Source organism: Pseudomonas sp. 3JA, from assembly GCF_036961705.1.
In the GTDB taxonomy this organism is placed as follows: Bacteria; Pseudomonadota; Gammaproteobacteria; order Pseudomonadales; family Pseudomonadaceae; genus Aquipseudomonas; species Aquipseudomonas fluorescens_Q.
Genome location: NZ_JBAMDJ010000052.1, coordinates 1 through 19,286 on the forward strand (window position 1 = coordinate 1; position 19,286 = coordinate 19,286).

14 protein-coding genes are annotated in these 19,286 nt (G+C 64.3%); 1 reads left to right on the forward strand and 13 read right to left on the reverse strand.

What is annotated here, in order from left to right; all coding sequences use genetic code 11:
- Nucleotides 1-376 (reverse strand): helicase (locus tag V7773_RS27120; protein ID WP_336076175.1); only part of this gene is annotated, 376 nt, incomplete at its 3' end.
- Nucleotides 377-908: 532 nt separating this feature from the next.
- On the opposite strand from V7773_RS27120, the gene V7773_RS27125 reads away from it, so the two are divergent.
- Entirely contained in the window at nucleotides 909-1,289 is a 381-nt protein-coding gene (locus V7773_RS27125) for a DUF6124 family protein (RefSeq protein WP_336076176.1), read from the forward strand.
- A 432-nt stretch (nucleotides 1,290-1,721) separates the two neighbouring features.
- Here V7773_RS27125 and tagQ read toward each other — a convergent pair whose 3' ends face one another.
- The 12 genes from tagQ to tagH form a co-directional block, all read right to left on the reverse strand.
- Nucleotides 1,722-2,663 (reverse strand): type VI secretion system-associated lipoprotein TagQ, encoded by a 942-nt coding sequence (gene tagQ, locus V7773_RS27130; RefSeq protein ID WP_063323785.1) that lies wholly within the window; start codon nucleotides 2,661-2,663, stop codon nucleotides 1,722-1,724.
- Between the two features lie 85 nt (nucleotides 2,664-2,748).
- On the reverse strand, nucleotides 2,749-4,476 hold the full coding sequence (locus tag V7773_RS27135; RefSeq protein WP_092148322.1) for a formylglycine-generating enzyme family protein: 1,728 nt from the start codon (nucleotides 4,474-4,476) through the stop codon (nucleotides 2,749-2,751).
- Nucleotides 4,469-5,665, reverse strand: coding sequence for an ABC transporter permease (locus V7773_RS27140; protein WP_336076177.1), 1,197 nt, complete (start codon nucleotides 5,663-5,665; stop codon nucleotides 4,469-4,471). The genes V7773_RS27135 and V7773_RS27140 overlap by 8 nt, the downstream gene beginning before the upstream one ends.
- Nucleotides 5,665-6,381: an ABC transporter ATP-binding protein gene (locus tag V7773_RS27145; RefSeq protein WP_336076193.1), complete on the reverse strand. Its 717-nt coding sequence runs from the start codon at nucleotides 6,379-6,381 to the stop codon at nucleotides 5,665-5,667. Before V7773_RS27145 ends, V7773_RS27140 begins: the two co-directional genes overlap by 1 nt.
- Nucleotides 6,381-9,479 (reverse strand): serine/threonine-protein kinase, encoded by a 3,099-nt coding sequence (locus V7773_RS27150; RefSeq protein WP_336076178.1) that lies wholly within the window; start codon nucleotides 9,477-9,479, stop codon nucleotides 6,381-6,383. Before V7773_RS27150 ends, V7773_RS27145 begins: the two co-directional genes overlap by 1 nt.
- On the reverse strand, nucleotides 9,476-10,207 hold the full coding sequence (locus V7773_RS27155) for a PP2C family protein-serine/threonine phosphatase (RefSeq protein WP_072348199.1): 732 nt from the start codon (nucleotides 10,205-10,207) through the stop codon (nucleotides 9,476-9,478). The genes V7773_RS27150 and V7773_RS27155 overlap by 4 nt, the downstream gene beginning before the upstream one ends.
- Nucleotides 10,208-10,861 carry a type VI secretion system-associated protein TagF gene (tagF, locus tag V7773_RS27160; RefSeq protein WP_063323779.1) on the reverse strand — a complete coding sequence of 218 codons (654 nt, stop codon included), beginning with the start codon at nucleotides 10,859-10,861 and terminating at the stop codon, nucleotides 10,208-10,210.
- Complete coding sequence (tssM, locus tag V7773_RS27165) at nucleotides 10,858-14,358, reverse strand: type VI secretion system membrane subunit TssM (protein ID WP_336076179.1); 3,501 nt, start codon at nucleotides 14,356-14,358, stop codon at nucleotides 10,858-10,860. Before tssM ends, tagF begins: the two co-directional genes overlap by 4 nt.
- Nucleotides 14,355-15,665, reverse strand: coding sequence for a DotU family type VI secretion system protein (locus V7773_RS27170; protein ID WP_063323777.1), 1,311 nt, complete (start codon nucleotides 15,663-15,665; stop codon nucleotides 14,355-14,357). The genes tssM and V7773_RS27170 overlap by 4 nt, the downstream gene beginning before the upstream one ends.
- Nucleotides 15,666-15,671: 6 nt before the next feature.
- Nucleotides 15,672-17,006 (reverse strand): type VI secretion system baseplate subunit TssK, encoded by a 1,335-nt coding sequence (tssK, locus tag V7773_RS27175; RefSeq protein WP_336076180.1) that lies wholly within the window; start codon nucleotides 17,004-17,006, stop codon nucleotides 15,672-15,674.
- A gap of 15 nt (nucleotides 17,007-17,021) precedes the next feature.
- Complete coding sequence (gene tssJ, locus V7773_RS27180) at nucleotides 17,022-17,528, reverse strand: type VI secretion system lipoprotein TssJ (RefSeq protein WP_336076181.1); 507 nt, start codon at nucleotides 17,526-17,528, stop codon at nucleotides 17,022-17,024.
- Between the two features lie 68 nt (nucleotides 17,529-17,596).
- Nucleotides 17,597-19,087, reverse strand: a complete 1,491-nt coding sequence (gene tagH, locus V7773_RS27185) for a type VI secretion system-associated FHA domain protein TagH (protein ID WP_336076182.1) — start codon at nucleotides 19,085-19,087, stop codon at nucleotides 17,597-17,599.
- Nucleotides 19,088-19,286 lie beyond the last annotated feature (199 nt).

Here is a 19,286-nt window from a genome sequence, read left to right on the forward strand (position 1 = left end):
AGGCCTTGGCCTTCTTCGGTTTCAAGTACTTGGTCAGGCCCTGGAACCAGATCACCAGCGCCGGGTTGCCCTTGATCTGGATCGACTTGTCCTGAATCCCCGTCATGAATGCCAGTTGCTTGTTCTTGGCCTGCATCGTGGCGAAGCCATAGGCGGCGTCCTTGAAGGCGATGGCGAATGCAGGCTCCGGGTAGGTGCCGGACTGGCTGGTGATGCGCTGGTTTTTCACGGTGAAATGCCGGGCGACCTTGCCGTCCAGGGTTTGCAGCTGGAACACCAGCTCCTTGTCGCCCAACTGCTGCTGGAACGCCGGATTGGTCCGGCTGGCCTTGCCCATCAACCACCCCAGCATCCACAGCAGAAAACGAAATTTCATGGGCACCGCCTCGTGAGAAAAAGATGAATGGCGGGCAGTTTAGCGATTCTTCGGCGGAACGCCATCATCGGATCGCTTTGTCGGAAGATAAGCCTATTTTCGCGAAAGATGACTGCCAAGTCACAAAACAAAAAGTCAAAAGATCGCAGCCTTCGGCAGCTCCTACACCCATTTCCGTAGGAGTTGCCGAAGGCTGCGATCTTTTGACCTTTTTGCTCTCTTGCTCCTCGGATATTTCCTTCAAAACGCCGGGCTGTTCATGAACTAGGCAGGGCTCTGGTGCGCCGCTAACCTTTGTTCGTCATCGCAAAAAACGGTGACACGGACGTGCAAGTCCGGCGGAGGACACAATTGTCGATGGCAATTCATCGGGCATTTTTTTATGCTCGCGAATCGTTATGGCAGCTGTGTATGGGAGATCTTCGGGTCTGCCGGGTACTCCGACCGGTCTTGCACACCTATGCATAGCTGCCACCTCTCTCGACTGTGCAAGCGAAGCGGTGTTGGCTCCTGAAAACTTCGGAGTACAACTATGGTCAAGCCATCACCTAATCCGCCGCAAAACGGCCACAAATCCCGCGTCCAAGCGCAGGAAGAAAAAAAGCTCGAAGACGCCGCCACCCGCGCCCTCGACTACTACCTCAACCCCCAACCCTCCCCGCCCGAACCCGACAAGAACCAGCTCTTCATCGTCGCCCCCCACATCGACACCGAAACCCTGCTGGCCAACGCCTCCGAAGACCTGCTGTCCATCAGCACCATCGCCGCCGACCTGGCTGACGACGTCGACGACTCACGCCGTTGCGTGGCCCTAGCGATCAGTCGCATGGCCGATGGGGTGCAGTTGTTGGTCGAGCGGGCGTTAGATGATCTGGAAAACAAGGGGATGGCGGCGCCTGACGCCAAGGTGTAGCGCTGGCATTGATGCAGGCTGAGCCGATGCCATCGCGAGCAGGCTCGTTCCCACAGGGACTTTGGTCGAGCGTTAATTTCGACTCCACACAAACCCAACGTGGCGAGGGAGCTTGCTCCCGCTGGCCTGCGAAGCAGGCCCCTGCTTTTTTTCAGCCGGACCGCATGAGCCGGTGTTGCGACTGCTGCGCAGCCGAGCGGGAGCAAGCTCCCTCGCCACGGGTTATGGGTTGTCTGGGCTGGCGCCATCGCGAGCAGGCCCGCCCCGGGGTGTTGCAGATATTTCAGCCAGTACAAAACAACTGTGGGAGCGAGCTTGCTCGCGATAGCGACGGGTCAGTCAACATGGATGCCAACTGAACGGACGCTATCGCGAGCAAGCTCGCTCCCACAAGTTTTGGCTGCTGACCAATGATCAGCAGCCCTCACTCAATCAAACATTCGGGCAAGGAACCGGTGCCCAGTCACCCAGGTCCGGGTTCTTGCACATGCTATTGACCTGAGTGGTACCCGCGCTGGCAACCTGCTTGCTCTCATCCTGCTTGGCCTTGGCGGTCTGCAGGGTTTTCTCGGTGGTCACCGCTTCTTTCGGCACGACTGGCAGGTCTTTCTTCTTGGCCGGCTGCACGATCTTGTTCTTTTTCTTGTTGGTGGTCTGAGCCACGACCGGCGTGGTATCAGCAGTGGCCACAGTCACCACGTCAGTACGCTGCACACCCACCTGCTGCAGGTCTTTCTCATAGGCCTGGGTGTAGTTGTTCAGATCTTCCGAGGCCTTGCCGTTGACCGCGACAATCAGGTCGTTCGACTCTTTCAGGCCAGCGACGATTTCCGCCAGGCGCTTGCGGCCTTCGGTGTCGTTGACGGTCTTGGCCTTGCGGTCGGCAACCAGTTTGCTGAACGCGTTCTGGTAGCACTGCTGCGACGTCTTGGCGTAGGCGGTGCTGCGGTCGATGTCGGAGACGCTTTTGTTGACGTCGGCGGCGTAGGAGGCGATGCGCTGGTTGTCATCGGCGATCTGCTTCTGGCGCTCGGTGTAGTAACCGGCAGCACCACCGGCCAGGGCACCGCCCGCGGCACCGATGGCGGCGTTGCGGCCACGGTCTTCCTTATCGGCGGTCAGAACGCCCAGCAGCGCACCGCCGACCGCGCCAACAGCCGCACCGGTAACCACGGACTTGGTCATGTTGCCTTCGGTGGAGCGCAAGTGCTGCACCGGCTCGTAGCAGTTCGGGTAGTACTCGACCTTGGTGCTCGAGGCGACTTTGGAAGTCGGCGACGTGGCGCAGCCGGTCAGTACGGTGCTGAAGCCGACAGCGACCATCAGCAAGTGACGCTTGGAAACCGAAGCAAAAGGTTTACGGGAGAAAAGCATAGTGGTGTTCTCGTTTAAGTGTTGACCAGCTCAGCGCAGCCCCATTGCCGCCTGAGTCCCTTCCAAGCTCGCTGACAACGAACACTCAAGACCGCTGAGCGTTCGATGCGAGCAATTCCTTCAATATCGCCGCCGGGTCGGCTCGTTTTTGCTGACGATAATCCCCGACATGACGAACGAATAACGTTGCACGCGCCACCAGGCTCTTGCCTAGGACCGGCTTGCGCTCCAATTCTTCCTTGATGCGCTGGAACTGCGCCTGGATCACCGCATCGGTGTAACGCGTGCCGGTGGCCAGGTTGTCGATGTAAATCGCCACCGCGCCGTCCAAGGCGCTGCGGCCATTGTCGATGGCTGTGGCAAACAGCTGGGCGCTGGCCTCGTCCTTGGCGTCCAGGGCGGCTTGCCGGCTGTTCTGCAGATTGGTCAGGCGAATGTTGTAGTTGTTGACGGTCTCGGCCACCAAGGCTGACGACTGGATCAGGTTGCCCGCCGCTTCTTCGCGCTGCTGGGCGATGAGCGAGACGTTGCGCTTGAGTTCTTCGTTGACCAGGCCCAGTTCGGCTTGCAGGCGCGGATCGACACTGGCGGCGATGATGCTGTCCAGGCGCTTGGTCGGGTCGTCGGCGTCGTCGATGGCATCGGTCAGCGACGCGAGCCGGCCCTCTTTCTGCCATTGGGCGAACAACTCCTTGTAGCGCGAACGCGGCGCCGACAACGCCCCGACGGCCACGCGAAAACCGGTGGTTTCGTTGCTCTGCTCGGTGCCGTCGGCGGCGAACAACGGGTATTCGCGGCGCATGCCGGTGAACAGCGTGCCCTCGCCTTCCAGGTAGTTGCCGCCCTTGACCACGAAGCCGCCATAGGCGCCCTGGCGGCGACCGGCGTGCACCAACTGGAAGGATTCCTGGACCATCTCGGCGGCGTTGCCCACCACGTCGAACAGGCCAATCGGGTTCGGCAGCTTGGTGCCGATGGGCATCAACCGCGCCGCCTGGCCGGTGCCACCGGCGACCTGGTTGAACACCGCCCAATCGGCCAGCGGCCCGTCGCTTTCACTGCCTTCCAGGCGCCGCGGAAACAGGCGCCCTTCCAAATCCTGACGGCTCACGGCCTGGCCGCCGCGGGCGGCGAATTCCCACTCGACTTCCGTTGGCAAGCGCACGAAACCCAGCCCGCCATCTTCGGCGGAGGTGCCGCGACCGCTCACCGGCAGCAGGTCCTTGTGGTACTTCATCAGCCAGGCGCTGTACACCGCCGAGAAACGCTCAGCCTCGAACTTCGACAGTTTCACCTTGGGCAAGCGCCCGGCCACGCCTTGGGGCAAATCGGCTTGCAAGGTTTCGCAGGCCGGGGCCGGTTCGCCGCTGGCCAGCGATTGCGCCTGGGCCATGACCTGGGCGTACTGGCGCGCGGTGACCTCGTACTTGCCGATGAAGTACAACATCGGCTTGAGCGGCGTCTTGGCGTCGGTCTTGGGCATCAACGGCGTGATGGTGGTGTTCCAGTCCTTGGGCAGGTCCTTGAGGGTGAACTGGCCGTTGATGAAGTCGCGCCGGTAGCCGGAAATGAACGACTGCTGATAACCCGCCTCGCCTTCGCTGAACGGGTAACCGAGGCTGATCTCGCGGTCGTCCAGGGTGCCCTGGGCGAGGATGTAGACGTAGCGGAACACCATCTGCCCTTCACACGGCAGCGGCAGGCTGACGTCATCGGGCAACGGCTTGGGGTTGTCCAACTTGTCGGTGCCTTCATCGGCCCAGGCCAAACTGGCCAGGCTCAACGCCACGGCGGCGCCCAATAACTTATACATCGCGAATTCCTTCACACGCCTGGATGCGCGCCACCCGCCAGCCACCACAAGCCGCCGCGACAGCGCTGACGCCGAGCACGGCCACCAGGGCCAAGGTGTAGTGACGCACCAACAGATGACTGGCGTATTCGCCGGGCATCTGTGCAAATAAATAATTCAGGCCCGACTGCGCCAGGCCATACAAGCCGGCACTCAGCAGGGCCGCAAAGGTGGCGCTGTAGAGCGCCTGCAACACCACGAACAGCAACAGCGCCGCTGTGGAAACCCCCAGCAGGCGCAAGACTGACAGCTCCCGACGCTTACGCTCCACCGCCGCCAGGGCGCCGGCAAAGATCGCCGCGAACGCGCCGGCCAAGGCCAACCCGGCGATGATCCAGAACACGATCGACAGATTGCGGCTCAGCGATTGCACTTGTGCGATGGTCTGGGCCTGGGTCGAGACCAATAGGTTCTGCCCGGCGAAATACTGACGCAGCGGCTCGACGTCGCCGAGGCTGCGGGCATACAAACGAAACGCCGGGTAGACCCGTTGCCCGGCCACACTCACCGCATCGCCCGGCCAGCCGAACGCGGGCACGGCGCGGCCATCGCGGTAATCCTCGGCGGCCTCCAGCAAGGCCAGCGGTGCAAACAGGCCGTCGCGGGCGAAGGCTTGCAGGGGCAGCACGTGCAAGACCTGCACGCGAGTGCGCTGCGCCTCGCTGCGACCGGCCACCTGCCGACCGAAACTGGCCTGCACCCAATCGCCGGCCTTGGCGCCGAGCTTTTCGGCGGCGGTCTGGCTGAGCACCACTTGATCCAGGCCTTGCGGCACCGGCAAATGCTCGAACAAGGGATCGTTGGCCGCGGTGGGAATCATCTCGACCGTGACGGCCGAAGCATCGCTGCTCAGATCCGCCGTGGCGGCGATCTGACGGGTGCGCGGCAAGGCAAAAGCCACGTCGCTGCGCTGGCTCAATTGCTCGACGAACTCGGCACTGAAGCGACCGCCGCCCAAGGGGATGATTTCCCGGGTGGCCGGGTCGTTCTGCAGGCGTTCGGTGAGGCTGCTGACCAGACCGAATTTCAGTCCGAACAGCACCAGCAACGGCGCCACCACCGCCACCAACGCCAGCACCGAGCAGGCCGACAGCCAGGCATCGTTGCGGTAATCCTGCCAGGCCAGGGAGGCCACCAGCGCGCCACGCATCAGCAAGCCTCCCCGAGGGTGGCGGTGACACCGCCGTCGACATCGCGACGGCAACTGATGCGCCGCACCTGCAAACCGCTGGCACGAGCCAGGGCCTCGTCGTGAGTCGCGACCACACAGCACACGCCGTGCTCGCGCGCCTGGGCCACCAGCAACTGCATGACGCGCTCGGCGTTCAGCGGATCAAGGGCGGCAGTCGGTTCATCGGCCAGCAGCAGGCGCGGCCCATGGGCCAACGCCCGGGCACAGCTGACCCGCTGGCGCTGGCCGACGGATAAGTCCGCCGGCTTCTTGTCCAGTTGATCGGCGATGTCCAACTGCCCAGCCAGGCGCGTCACGCTTGCGTCATCCTTCAAGCCCAGCAATTTGCGCGACAACGCGATGTTGCCGCGCACATCCAGGAAGCCCAACAGGCCGCCGGTTTGCAGAACATAACCCAGGTAACGACTGCGCAGCTCGGCCAAGGTGCCTTGTTGCGACCCACGCCACAATTTGGCGATGTCCAGCGGTGTGTTGGCGGGCGTGAAGTCGAACTGCCCGGCCTGATCCGGCGCCAGCACCAGCGCGAGCAGATCGAGCAAGGTGCTTTTGCCGCAGCCGCTGGGGCCGACCACCGCCAGTTGTTCACCGCCGCGCAAGTGCAGCCGTGGAATCACCAGGCTGTAGCGCTGGCTGCCGGTGCCCCGGCTTTTATGCACTGCGTTCAGGGTCAGCATCACGGCAGCGTCGACAACGGAACGCGGTACAAGGCGTCACCCGGCTCGGCATCGCCGAAACGCACCCAGTTCGCCAGGTCGTTGTGGAAGGTTTCGTAGAGGCGGATTTTCGAATCCAGCTCGTCGATGAAATCTTCCTGCTCGGCCACGCTCAAGGACAACCACAGGTCCTGGGTCATGTTCAGCGACTTGCTGCGGTACGGCAGCCCTTCCAGGTACTCGCCCAGAATGCCGCCGTCGGCCAGGTTGCCGCCCTTGCGCAGGGCCGACGGGTCGCGGCTCATGTAGGCACTGGCGCTGGCGATTTCCTGGAAGAAGTCCTTGGGCGAACTCTGGGTCTTGCGGGCCGCGTCGACGATCAGCTTCAGCGATTGCTGCAGGTCGTTGAGTTGCAGCTTGGTCAGCATCACGCACACCTGGAACGCCGGCAGCGCCGGGTTGGTCAGGTCGCGGTCGGCGGTCCAGGCGCTGACCAGTTGTGGCGCCTGGCTGGCGGATTTACGCCCCAAAAAGTCCATGTGCATCGCGTAGCCGACCGCCGCCGATTTATCCGCCAGGCTCGGCGCGGCGCTCAACAGCGGCACGCTTTGCGCCTTGTTGCTGCGCACCTGATGCACCAGGTCGGCAAACACCGAACCGATCTCGTCGACGCGCTCGCCGAACTTGCGCACATCGGCGCCCGGCACCGGAATGTACAGATCGCCGATCTGCGGGTTGGCGTCGGCAGTCAGGGTGCGGTACTGGCTCTGGGCACCGGCGTGGGTTTTCTTCCCGGCGTCGCTGAGCAGGTGCAAGGCGTAGATCTTGATCTGCTTGCCCAGTGCGGCCTGGCGCACTTCGGCCTCGTTCATTTGCGTGGCGGCAAATGGATCGTTCTTGCGCAGGGCCCCGGCGTCGGTGACCAACAGGATCAAACGCCCGCCGTAACCGGACCAGTCCATGCCTTCGACGGCTTCCATGACCCCGGCAAACGCATCTTCGTTGAACGAATGGCTCGACACCGTCGATGCCTTGATCTGGCGCGCCAGCTCCATGAAGCGTTGCGGGTCGCGGCCCTGCTCCAGGGTGATCAAAGTCTTGGCGACGTATTCCAGGCCCGGGGTTTTCTTGATGCTGCTGCGGAACCCCACCATGCCGAAGCTGACGCTGTCCAACTCGCCGCGCTCGGCAATGCGGGTTTGCAGCTCGTGGACCACGTCGCGCACCTGGTCGATGTAAGGCTGCATCGACACCGTAGTGTCCACTACCAGCACCACGGCGGTGCGGAACGCGTCGGCGTTGGCGGTGGTGATCGGCGTGTTGCTCGACGCCTTGGGGGTATTGCCCGGATCGATCGACGCCACATTCAGCAACTGCACCGGCTGGCCGTTCTCATCGAGGCTCTCGCGGGAATCGAAGATCGGCAACAGGTAGAACTGGCTTTGCGGCACGGCGCTGGCGGCCGGCTCCAGGGCCAGCACTTGCTGGTCGTCCTGCGGGCTCTGCTGGGCCTTGAGCAACACGTTCTTGGCCGCCGATGGGTTAGCCAGGAGCTTTTCCACGTCGCCTGGCTGACGCAGGAACATCACGGGCGCACGGCCAGAACGTTCGGTGAACTTGAGCACCAGGCTCTGCTTCCAGTCGCTGACCTGGGCGGCGGGCAACCAGCCGTCGCTGCGCCCGTCAGTGGCCGCACCGACTCGTACCCACGAACCGCCGTCGACGTCCTTGCGCTGATACACGTACAGCACGGAAAACGCCGGCAGTGCCTTGCCCGGTGCCGCGCCCGGCGCGTCGGCGAGCTTCGCCCCCGGTTTGCTGAGCACGCGCTGGAACAGGGTTTTCTTGCCCGCCATCAACAGCGGACGCTGGCCGCCATCGGCCTCGGTCGCCACGGGTGGCTGAGCCGCAGGGACAACAGGCGGTTTGATCGCCGGCACTTCCGGCGCCTTCGGCGGCTTCACTTCCGGTGGCTTGACCGAGGTGGTCGTGGCCACCGGGGTCTTCACCTCTTTACCGTCATCACCGGACAACCACCAATAACCCGCGCCACCCAACGCCAGCGCCACGGCGACCGCAACGGCGGCCAGGGCGAACACCGGGCCCTTGCGTTGCTCCGACACCGAGGATTGAACCGTCGGTTTTATCGGCGGCGCAACGGGCTTTGGCTGCGATTGTGGCGGCGGTGGTGAGTAAGCCGGGCCGCTGGGAATGTCGATGGACATGGGCGTCAAACCCGCCAAGTCGTCCACCGGTTTCGGCGTCTCCGGCAGTTGCAACGACAACGGCCGAATCAACGTCGCTTGTGCCGACTCGTCTGGCAGGTTATCCAGCGCCCGCAGCAACGCCGCCGCATCCGGGAAACGCTCCGCCGGATCCTTGGCCAGCAGCTTGCGCAGCACGTCCTGGTAACGCCCGTGGTGCACCGGCAGTTCCGGCAACGGTTCGGTCAGGTGCGCCAGGGCCGTGGACAGTGCGTCGTTGCCGGTATACGGCAGTTTGCCGACGAGGATTTCGTAGAGCACCACGCCCAGGGCGTACAGGTCGGCGCGGCCATCGATATCCTGCCCACGGGCCTGTTCCGGGCTCATGTAGCTGGGCGTGCCGACCGCGAAACCGGCCTGGGTAAATTGGGTGCGGTCGTCCAGGGACTTGGCGATACCGAAGTCCGAGAGCACCGCCGTGCCATCGGCACGGAACAGGATGTTGGCCGGCTTGACGTCACGGTGCACCAGGCCCAAGCCGTGGGCATAGCCCAGGGCCGAGGCGATCTGGCGGATGTAGGTCAGGCCCTGCTCCGGCGTCAGGCCCGCGGCGATGCGTTCCTTGAGCGTGCCGTTGGGCAGGTACTCCATCGCCATGTAATACAGCTCACCGACGTTGCCGATGTCATGGATGGTGACGGTGTGCGGGTGCGACAGGCGCGCCAGGGTCTTGCCTTCGCGCAAAAAACGCTCGCAGAAGGTCGGGTCGGCGGCCAGCGCGGCGGCCATCACTTTCAACGCCACCTTGCGTTCCAGCGAACGCTGGGTCGCCAGGTACACGCTGGCCATCGCGCCTTCGCCGATCGGCCCTTCGATGTCGTAGCCGGGGATGACAATGTTCAGGGTCAAGCTCATGACGGCACCTTCACGACCACCACGGTGATGTTGTCCGGCGCGCCGCGCATCAGGCCCAGGGACACCAGGCTGCTGACGATTTCGCCGGGCTCGTCGTGGCTCAATACTTCGCGGATTTCATCGTCTTCGACGGTCTTGGTCAGCCCGTCGCTGCACAACAGGTAACTGTCGCCGGGCACCAGCAGCAGCTCGGTCAGCGCCAGGTTCAGTTGCGCCTCGACGCCAATGGCCCGGGTGACGATGTTGGCCCGCGGGTGCACCCGCGCCTCGGCTTCGCTGAGCAGGCCGCTGTCCTGCAGATCCTGGACGTAGCTGTGGTCCCGGGAGATGCCTTCGAGCACGCCGTCGCGCAAGCGGTACAAACGGCTGTCACCGGCCCACAGGCACATGCCGCGCAGGTCGCGGGCGACCAACACCACCACGGTGCTGCCCATCATCGTCACGCCACGGTTGGCGGTTTCTTCCCGCACGGCGGCGTTGACCCGCAGCAGGTCGCTTTGCAGCGCCGCGACGTATTCGTCCAGCGAACGCCCGACGGCAATGCCGCGCAGGCTGTCGACGATCAGGCTGCTGACGTAGTCGCCCGCCGCGTGCCCGCCCATGCCGTCGGCCACCACCCAGAGGCCGTTTTCCGGCAGGTCCAGGCAGGCGTCTTCGTTGACCTGGCGGACCATCCCGACATGGCTCTTGCTTGCAGACTTGATTGCTTTTCCGGCACTTGGACGCATCTACACAACACCTTCTTGGCCGAGCAAAAATTGCGCAAAATCAGCCGCCGCCGGCAATCCCTGGCAGCGCATCAAACCCGGGGCAATGCGTTCCGATCCCTGGCCCCACCACAGGCTCGCGCCTTCGCAGGCCGCCTCGGCCAGGGCGCTCATGCGCCGCTGCGGGTCGGTGGCGTCGAAGCGATGCAGGCTGGCGAAACGGCTGCTCGGCGTGCGCGGCAGGTGCATCGGGCTACCGAGGGTTTCCAGCTGTTCGTTGAACGCCTCGAAACTGGCCTCCACGCTCAACGTGCTCAGCAACAGGTTCTCGACCCGCTCAAACCACTCGTCCGCACCGCCCACCACGGACGCCGGGTCCGCGTCGGGCTCCAGCAGCACCGCGACGGTCAGCGGGAAATAACGGCCGACCCGGTCAATACTCGGCATCACCACCCCGACGGCGGCGTCCGGGCCACACACACCCGGCGCGACCATGAAGCGCCACAGCGGGCTGACCAGATAAGCATCCAGCCAGCGCTCGCCGAGGCTGGTCTGGCTGGCGAGCAAACCCGCCGCCAACCACGAATCCCACGGGCCGATAAAACTCTGGGGCAAGCCACGGCTGACGAAATCCCCGCGGCTGGCCAACTTTCCATAGAAGCCCGGTGTACTCATAGCCGCTCCGGCAGGCTGAAGCCGCTGAGCACCCGGCTCTTGAATGGATTGAAGGCGCTGTTGGCCCGCAGCTCGTAAGAAGCGCTGGCACCATCGACCCGCAGCCGCAGGTTGAAGCGGTCCGGCGAGTTGCCGGCGGTCAGGTCCGATTGTTCCAGCAGTCGGAACCAGGCCCACGGCCCGTCCAGGGTGATGCCGGAGCGACCATTGGACGACGGCGGCATGATCGAGATCCGCACCACACCGATGCTCCCCGGGTTCGGCCACTGCATGGCGGTCGGGCGGCTCGGGCCGTGGTCGTAGCTCAACTGCTGGCCGTCGAGGTCGAGCAGGAACTGGGTGATGGTCGAGTCCATCGCCACCGGTTTGAGCTCGAAACGCACCATCGGCTGCGTGCCACCGGAACGGAAGAACGCATCGCGGATGGTCGCCGCGCGCTGGAAGGTCTGCAGCACGCCGGGGGCGATGCCGAGCTTCTGCGCCGCGCCCGGCTGCCAGCGCCAGGTCGGCGTCGAAGTGTCGACGTAGGGTTGCAGGTATTTGCGGAAGTAGTTGTCCATCACCCCACCGACGCCAAAGAACTGGCCGAAATCATCCAGGGTCGCGTCCCGCGCACTGCCTGGCGACATCGGATAACGCCCGGCCAGGGACTGGCGATAGATGTTCACCACTTCGCTGGTCCAGGCGGCGTTCAGTTGATTGCGCACCCCGCCCATCATGCTGTTGGTGGTGGAGTTGACCACCGACTTGACCAAACCCTGCACCAGCGGCGGCTGGCGTTCGGCGTTGAGGCTGACGCGCGTAGCGGCGGCCGTGGCCTGGTTCTTGGCTTCGCCAAGCAAGGCGTCGCCGCTGGCACCGACCATGGCACTGACCTGCACGTACAAAGCGTTCATGTCGGCCAGCAAGCCATCGATGGCCGCCGGCTCGCCTTCGCTTTTGCTGACGATGCTGTTGAGCTCGGCGAAGTGCGCGGTGATCGGGTCATCGCTTTGCGCCGGTGCGTTTTGCGTCGCCTGCTCCTGGCCGAGCAAGCTGCCCAGGCGCTCCTTGAGTTTGTCCACGCCGCCTTCTACCGGCGCACCTTGGGCGGCCAGCAGGCGTTCATCCTGTTGCAGGTCGGTTTCCTTCGCCACCGCCACCAACAGCTTTTTCAACGGCGAGGTCGGACCGGAAATCACCCGCAGCACATCGGCGGCCTGGGCCACGCTGGTGATCGGCACAAAGTCGATGTCGGCCAGCAAGGCGTCCCATTGGCGCAGGTAATCCTGGAAGTACAGGCGACGTACATCGGCGGCCAGGCTGGCGACGTTCTGCTGATCGGCCTGCTCAAAGCCCAGCACCCACTGCTCTTCGGCCAGGGTGCCGGTCTGGCTCAGGCTGGTGAGCAAGAAGCCCTGGCGGTAGCCCTTGACGGTGAAGAACCCGCTCAGCGGCTCGCCCAATGGCTTGCCGCTCTTGCGGCTGAACACCAGCGCCGCGTCACGCCCGGCGGCTTCGTTGATGCGGAAGTCCGGGATGCCTTCGGGCAGTTTCTGGCGCTTGATCCGGTCATAGACCCGCTGGGCCACCGGCAATTGCTGCAACTGGCGACGCAGGTCTTCGACCAGGCGCTGGTCCAGGCGCGCGAGGGGCGGACGCCGTTCGAACAGTGCCTGCAAATGCGCGGTCAGGGCCTGGCGCTGCTCGGCTGGCAAGTCTCGCGGCAGGCTGCGGTCCCAATCCAGGGCGATCCAGGCCTTGATGAAGTCGGCATCGTAATGCTCGGTGTCGGCGAGCATCAGGTAGGCCTTCAAGCCTTCGTAGAGGAAATCCGAATTGCCGCCGCTGTGCAGCTGCTCTTCGATGCGCGTCAGCAAGCGTGGCGCGAACACCGCGATCAGCAGCTTGCGGTAGACGCTGCCGGACTCGGCTTCGAGCATGTCGCCCTGGTACAGGCCCAGGCCTTCGGCCCAGCTCGGGGCGTCGTCGGCCAGGTGTTTCACGGCGTTGAGCAATGGCAACACCGCGAGCACATCCCGTTGCGCCGGGCTGAGGTTCTGCACGGTTTGTCCCAACGGCGCGACCTTCTGATCGACCTGGGCAATGTAGGCCTGGTTGGCGCGGTAGCTGACCCACCACAACGTGCTGACCACCAGCACCAACACCACGGTGGAGGCCAGGACGCCGCGGGCGATCCACTTGCGCCGCCGCTCGACTTTCGGATCGACGCCCACCAGCCCGCGCTCGGCGAAGGCCACGGCAGTGAAGAGTTTTTCGATGAAGTAGCTGCGCCCGGTGCCGGTCTGGCGCGCCAGGTGCTGACGGTCCAGGTTCATGCTCTGGGCCATGGAACCGATCAGGCGGTCGATCGGGCTGCCTTCCTGGGTGCCGCTGGTGAAATACACACCGCGCAGCAACACGCGCTCTTCGAAGGCGTTGGGTTTGAACACGCCTTCGAGGAAGCTTTGCAGGCAATCCTTCAGGGCGCCGAACTGCTGCGGGAAGCCGTAGATCAGGTCGCGCCGCGCCGGGTCGCGCTCTTGTTGCAGGCGCTCCACCAAGCGGTCGTTGAGGCGCTGCTCAAGGCCGGTGAATTCGCTTTGCAGGTGCGCCAGCGGGCTGTCGCTGCTCTTGCCATCGTCCAGTGCGAAGGTCATGCCCCAGACCTGGGCGCGCTCTTCCTTGCTCAGGGTATCGAAATACTCCATGAACCCGGGCACCAGGTCGAGCTTGGTCAGCATCAGGTAGATCGGGAAGCGCACGCCCAGTTGGGTGTAGAGCTCCTGGATCCGCAGGCGGATTGCGGCGGCATGGGCGGCGCGCTCGGCGTCGCTGCCCAACAGCAGGTCGGACAGGCTGATGGCGATGAACGCGCCGTCAATCGGGCGCCGGGCCCGTTGTTTTTTCAACAGCCCCAGGAAGCCCAGCCAGGCGGCCTTGTCGATGGTCGCGTCGCTGTCCTGGGTGGTGTAGCGCCCGGCGGTGTCGAGCAGGACCGCCTGGTCGGTGAACCACCAATCGCAATTGCGTGTACCACCGACACCCCGTACCGCACCGGCGCCCAGTTGCGCGGCCAAGGGGAAATGCAGCCCGGAGTTGACCAGCGCGGTGGTCTTGCCCGAACCCGGCGGGCCGATGATCACGTACCACGGCAGTTCATAGAGGTTGCGCCGTTCGTCACCGCCCAGCTTGGCTTTCTTGAGCAGGGCCAAGGCTTCGTCCATGCGCTGGCGCAGGGTTTCGAGCTCTTCGGCAGTGGCGATGCTGGTCGGGTCCGGTGGGGTTTGCGCGGCCAGGCTGCGCATCACTTCGGCGGCCTGACGGCGCGCCTGGATGATGCGGAACACCCGGTAGGCGATCCATACCGCGAACACCAGGATGATCAACGCCCAGCGGCGGCCTTCGGGCACCAGCCAATCGAGCAGCGGGCCAACGAACCAGATGATCAGGCTCAGGGCGATCAGCCCCAGCAATGGGATGACCCAGCGGGTCATAAAACTGAAAAACGCCTTCACTCGACCCCCTCCGCCAATACTGTGATTTCAACCCGACGGTTGCGCGCACGCCCCTCTGGGGTGGCGTTGGATGCCAACGGCTCGGTGTCGCTGCGGCCTTCGGCGCTGAAGCGCTCGGGCTGGCCGGTCTTGGCCGAAAGAATTTGCAGCACCGATTGCGCCCGCGCTTCGGACAACGCCCAGTTGGACGGGAACCGGAGGGTGGCAATCGGCCGATTGTCGCTGTGCCCGGTGACCAGGACCTGGCCCTTGACCTTGCGCACCGCATCGGCGATGCGCAGCATCAGCGGCTGGAAGTCGTCCTTGATGCTGGCGCTGCCCGAGGCGAACAGTTCGTCGCCGCGGATGGTCACCACCGAGCGGTCGACGGCGTCTTCCACGGCAATCCGGTTGGCGCGGATTTCATCAGCCAAAAAGCCTGCCAGGCGTGGGCGCTCGACCACTTTCGGCTGCACCACGGGGCGGTCGATGGTCTGTACCGGGATTTCGCCCAGAAAGTGAATGTTCTTGAACACCGGCTCGGCATCGGAGGCCAGCTTCATGCGCAGGCCGAACAGCAGCGCCAGCAACAGGGCTGCACCGATGGCCACGGCGATCCACGGCGGCATGAATTGCGCCAGTCGATCACGGGCCACGGTGACACCGCGCCAGTGCGGCGACAGCTCGCGCTCGTAATCGCCACGGGCACTGCGGATGACGGCGGCGGTGCGCTCACGCAACGCTTCCAGTTGACTGCGGCCGTCGTTCATCACCCGGTAGCGCCCTTCGAAACCCAGGCACATGCACAGGTACAAAAGCTCCAGCAGATACAGGCGCTCGCGCGGGCTTTGCAGGCAATGCTCCAGCAACTGGAACACCTTCTCGCCGCCCCAGGCTTCGTTGTGCACGGTGATCAACAGGCTTTGCTTGCCCCAATCGCTGGTGCCGCCCCACGGCGTGCTCAACACCGCTTCGTCCAGCGCGGTGCACAAGGCGTAGCGGGCCAGCAACACATCGTTGCGCACCACACCGGCGGCCTCGGCGCGCTCTTCGAACTGGCGCAGGTAAGCCAGCAGTTGTGCGCGCAAACTGGCCGGCGCCGGGTGAGCAATGGTGTTGCGCAGGCGCGTCAGCAGCGCCAACAGCGGGCCGGCGGCGCTTTCCAACGGGTTGAGGCCCTCGGCCTTGCCGGTCAGGACCGGCGCGGCTGGCATCGACAGCGGTGCAGGCGCAGGCGTCGGCTGTGGCCGGCCAGCGTCCGGGCGGAAGGGATCTCCACCACGGCCACCGGGCGTCGGCATGAACTGGGTACGATCGTCGTTACTCATCGCGATTTATCCTCGGATCGCCCAGAAGGCCAGGTTCAGCCCTGGGAACTGGCCGGCGATGTGGAATGCGAAGCCGCCAGAGTTGCTCAGCTGCTGCCAGTGATCGCTGCCGCGGTCGAGCTCGTAGTAAGTGGAGCCGGCGTGGTACGGCAGCTGCCTTGGCGCCACCGGCAACGGCAGCAGGCCGATGCCCGGCAGTTGCAGGTTGACCAGATCGCGGATGTGCTCCACCGAACCGACCTTGCTCTGCTGGCCGAAGCGGCCGCGCAGGGTCTCGGCCGGCACGTCGGCGCGCACCACCAGGATGAAGCTGGCACTGTCGAGCAGGGTCTTGTCGGCCAGCATCGCCACGTGGATGCCGTAGGCTTTCTCGACAATCGGAATCGGCGTCGCCTTGCTGTCGATCAGCATCGACAGGGCTTCGCGCAGGGCCTGCATCACCGGCGCGTAGCTGAGCGCCAGGTCATCGTGCTGGTAGGGCGGGTATGGCTGCGGTCGTCGCCCGGACGCGGTGAACGTGGAGAACTCCCCGGCCAGGCTTACCAGCTCGCTGTAGAAACGCTCGGGATGCAGTGGGCTCAACTGGCTCAGGTGCTGGATCAGCGGTTGGCCGCGGTTGACCAGTTGCAACAGCATGAAATCGGCAATTTCCGAGGCGCCACCGGCGCCGGACGCCACCACCCGCCCGGCCAAGGCTTCGCCGCGTTGATGCAGCAGGCCCAGCAGTTCACTGCGAAACGCCGCCAGCGGTTTGGAGGCGATGACATCCAGCAGTGGCGGGATGTAGGTGTCGTCGAGCACCAGGGCACGGTCGGCGCGTTTTTCCTTGATGCGCACCACACCGATGGCGGCGTAGTCGCCGATGCCATCCTGTTCGGTCAGCAGCCGCAGCGCCCGCGAGCCAAGGGCCACCGGTGCGCGGTTTTCGAACGGTGCGTTGTCGTCGCGCACTTCGCACACCTGGCTCACATAACGCGCAGCGCCGAGGTCTTCGCCTTCGTCCACGGTGTCCCGGGCGCCGGCGCGCTTGAGCGGCAGGGCCAGGTACACCAGGCCATCGCGCAGGTTGTCATCGACGTTCAGCGGGGTGGGCGCCAGGTCATCCTGGGGAATGTTGAAGGGCGTACCGTCCGGCAACAGACCGCGCGCCGAGATGATCGCCAGCTTGCCCTGAGCCAGCAGGCCCTGGTCGATCAGCAATTCGGAAAAACCCCAGGCGCCGGCCGACAACGGGCGGCTGCGTGCGTCGATGAGGTTTTCCAGGTAACGGTCATGCTGTTGGAAGTGCTGCGTTCCAATGAACATGCCTTCCGACCAGACCACGCGATTGTTCCAGGACATGGGGGCTCCGTTTGCTTATTGGGCAGGGCTGGATGGGGGGACAACGACGGCGCTGCGCACGGCGCGCACATCGAGGCTGATCTGGTATTCGGTGTATTCGCGCGCCGGGACATTCATCACCGTGCGCCACAGCGACTGGTCCAGTTCGCGATAGCCCACCAGTATTCCGATATGCCGCGTGGCCGGGTCGAGGTCGCGTTGCAGGCTCAATTGCTGGCCGGGCTGGATCAGCACCTCGTCCTGGTCGATCAGGTCGGCGCCCAGCGTGGCCTGGGCCCGTTCGGCCAGGGCGAAATAATCGGAACGGCCAAAGGTCGCGGCATTTTTCAGTTCGAAAATGCGCACCCGGACCGGGGCCGGCTGGCCGGTGGCGCCGGGGTTGAGGCCGGCAATGGCATGGAAATGCAACTCGATGGCGGCGGTGTCGGCCTCAGCTTCTTCGGGCTGGAGGTTGGCCGCATCCTTGGCGCACGCCGTCAGCAGAAGCGCGGTGGCGACTGCGAGTAAAAACCTGGGAATCATCCTGCGTCCTCAATGACGTTTGAGCTATCCGTTGTTGGCTGATCAATATTGTTATAGGACGGCGCCGCTCAACGGCGTCGCTGTCGTGTGCTGTGTTCTTCGTAGGCGCGACTGAACTCGCGACCGAACAGGTCTTGGAAATCCTCCTGGGCTTCCCGGGAAATGTTGCTGTAGAGCTCGGTGAACTGCTGCCAGTACTGGGCCTGTCGCGAGCCACTGAAAATACCCGAGAGCCCACCGGGCTTGGCCATGCGTTCTTCCAGTTGCGCCGGCTCGAAGCGCCCCAGCAAATGCTTGATGGCCGCTTCCACACCAGCCATTACCGCCAGTTGGTGGGCCCGCAAGTCATCGAAACTGTCACGCACCGCCGCGTCCGGGGCCATGAACGCCTGATTGCCGTGGCGCAACAGCAACAACAGGGCCTCATCGACGTTGGGGGCGAATTTCAGCGGGTTGTTTTCCACCGGCTGGATCATCGTCTGCTGGATGCGGAACTCACCCTTGAGGCTGCTGCGGGCGCGCAATACATCGATCAGGCCTTCGACCATCAACCGGTAACTGCGCCCGATGCTTTCCATCTGTGCTTCGGCGTTGGCCTTGTCCAGGCGCAACTGGTCCAGCCCGGCACCGCGCAGGAAGGCTTGCAGCAAGTCGGGTTGGGCGGCCTCGGCCGGGACAGCCGGAGCAACCGGAGCAACCGGAGCAACCGGAGGTGCGACCGGGGGCTCGACGCGGGTGACCGACGCTTCAGGCACGGGGGCCGGCGGCGGTGCGCTGATTTCAGCAAAAATGTCGGCGAGCGGAGCCTGCGGGGCAGGCGTCGCGACCGGCTCAACCACGGGCGGCAGCGGCACAGGCGGCGGGGTCACGGGCGGCGGGGCCACCGCCACCGGCTTGTCGCTAAAGGGGTCCCAGTCGTCCGGAATCATTGAGGCAGACGGCGGTATCACCGGCTCCACCACGGGCGGCGGGCTCGGTCGGGGAATCGGCGTCGGCGGGCGGAAGTTGTGCTGCTCGGCCGGCACATGGTCAGGCTGGGTGGCCGGCGGGACACTGCTCGGGCTCAAGAAATCGAACAGGTCCGGCAGGGTGTCCATGGCCGACCCGCCCTGGAAATGCGCAGGCGCAGCCACTGGAATCGGCGATGGCGCATGCACCGCGGCGCCCTGGCGCCCCATCAAGGCCTCGAAAGTGCTGGGCGATTCGGCGAACGGGTTGCTGTCGGTGACTGGCAGGCTGAAATCGACGCGCGCCTGGATTTCATAATCACCGATGCGGATCACTTCGCCGTCTTGCAGGGGTTCGCTGTTGCCCTTGCGCAGGCGAACACCGGCCCTGACCAATTCCACACCATTAGTGCTGTTATCGGTTAAGTAATAACGCCCATCTTTGTATTGGATAACGCAATGTTTGCCGGAAACCAGACGCTCAGGGTCCGGCAATACCCAGTCATTATCGGAATTACGGCCAATTGCCATCACCCCCTGATCCATGGACTTTTCAGAACACTGGCCCGGGGTAATCTTGTGATAACTAGTGATAGTCAAACACAGCGGCATCTTGCCTCCTTGCTGAATACTTCGCGCGCGGGCGGGTGAAGTGAGGATTGAGGCCCTGACTACCCACCAACAACCTTGCCAACCACCGCGAAACGGCTTTTTGCCAGCATGATTGCTGATCATAACCGGCTTGCATGACAAAAACCCCACGTCAGTTGCCGCTTCGACCGATGGGTCGAGCAGGCTGTTAAGCGCATCA

Coding starts and splice junctions, on each gene's coding strand:
- V7773_RS27155 (WP_072348199.1), bottom strand. CDS start 10,207: ATGCGTCCAAGTGCCGGAAAAGCAATCAAGTCTGCAAGCAAGAGCCAT.
- V7773_RS27135 (WP_092148322.1), bottom strand. CDS start 4,476: ATGTATAAGTTATTGGGCGCCGCCGTGGCGTTGAGCCTGGCCAGTTTG.
- tagF (WP_063323779.1), bottom strand. CDS start 10,861: ATGAGTACACCGGGCTTCTATGGAAAGTTGGCCAGCCGCGGGGATTTC.
- V7773_RS27170 (WP_063323777.1), bottom strand. CDS start 15,665: ATGAGTAACGACGATCGTACCCAGTTCATGCCGACGCCCGGTGGCCGT.
- tssK (WP_336076180.1), bottom strand. CDS start 17,006: ATGTCCTGGAACAATCGCGTGGTCTGGTCGGAAGGCATGTTCATTGGA.
- tagH (WP_336076182.1), bottom strand. CDS start 19,087: ATGCCGCTGTGTTTGACTATCACTAGTTATCACAAGATTACCCCGGGC.
- V7773_RS27125 (WP_336076176.1), top strand. CDS start 909: ATGGTCAAGCCATCACCTAATCCGCCGCAAAACGGCCACAAATCCCGC.
- V7773_RS27150 (WP_336076178.1), bottom strand. CDS start 9,479: ATGAGCTTGACCCTGAACATTGTCATCCCCGGCTACGACATCGAAGGG.
- tssJ (WP_336076181.1), bottom strand. CDS start 17,528: ATGATTCCCAGGTTTTTACTCGCAGTCGCCACCGCGCTTCTGCTGACG.
- tagQ (WP_063323785.1), bottom strand. CDS start 2,663: ATGCTTTTCTCCCGTAAACCTTTTGCTTCGGTTTCCAAGCGTCACTTG.
- V7773_RS27140 (WP_336076177.1), bottom strand. CDS start 5,665: ATGCGTGGCGCGCTGGTGGCCTCCCTGGCCTGGCAGGATTACCGCAAC.
- V7773_RS27145 (WP_336076193.1), bottom strand. CDS start 6,381: ATGCTGACCCTGAACGCAGTGCATAAAAGCCGGGGCACCGGCAGCCAG.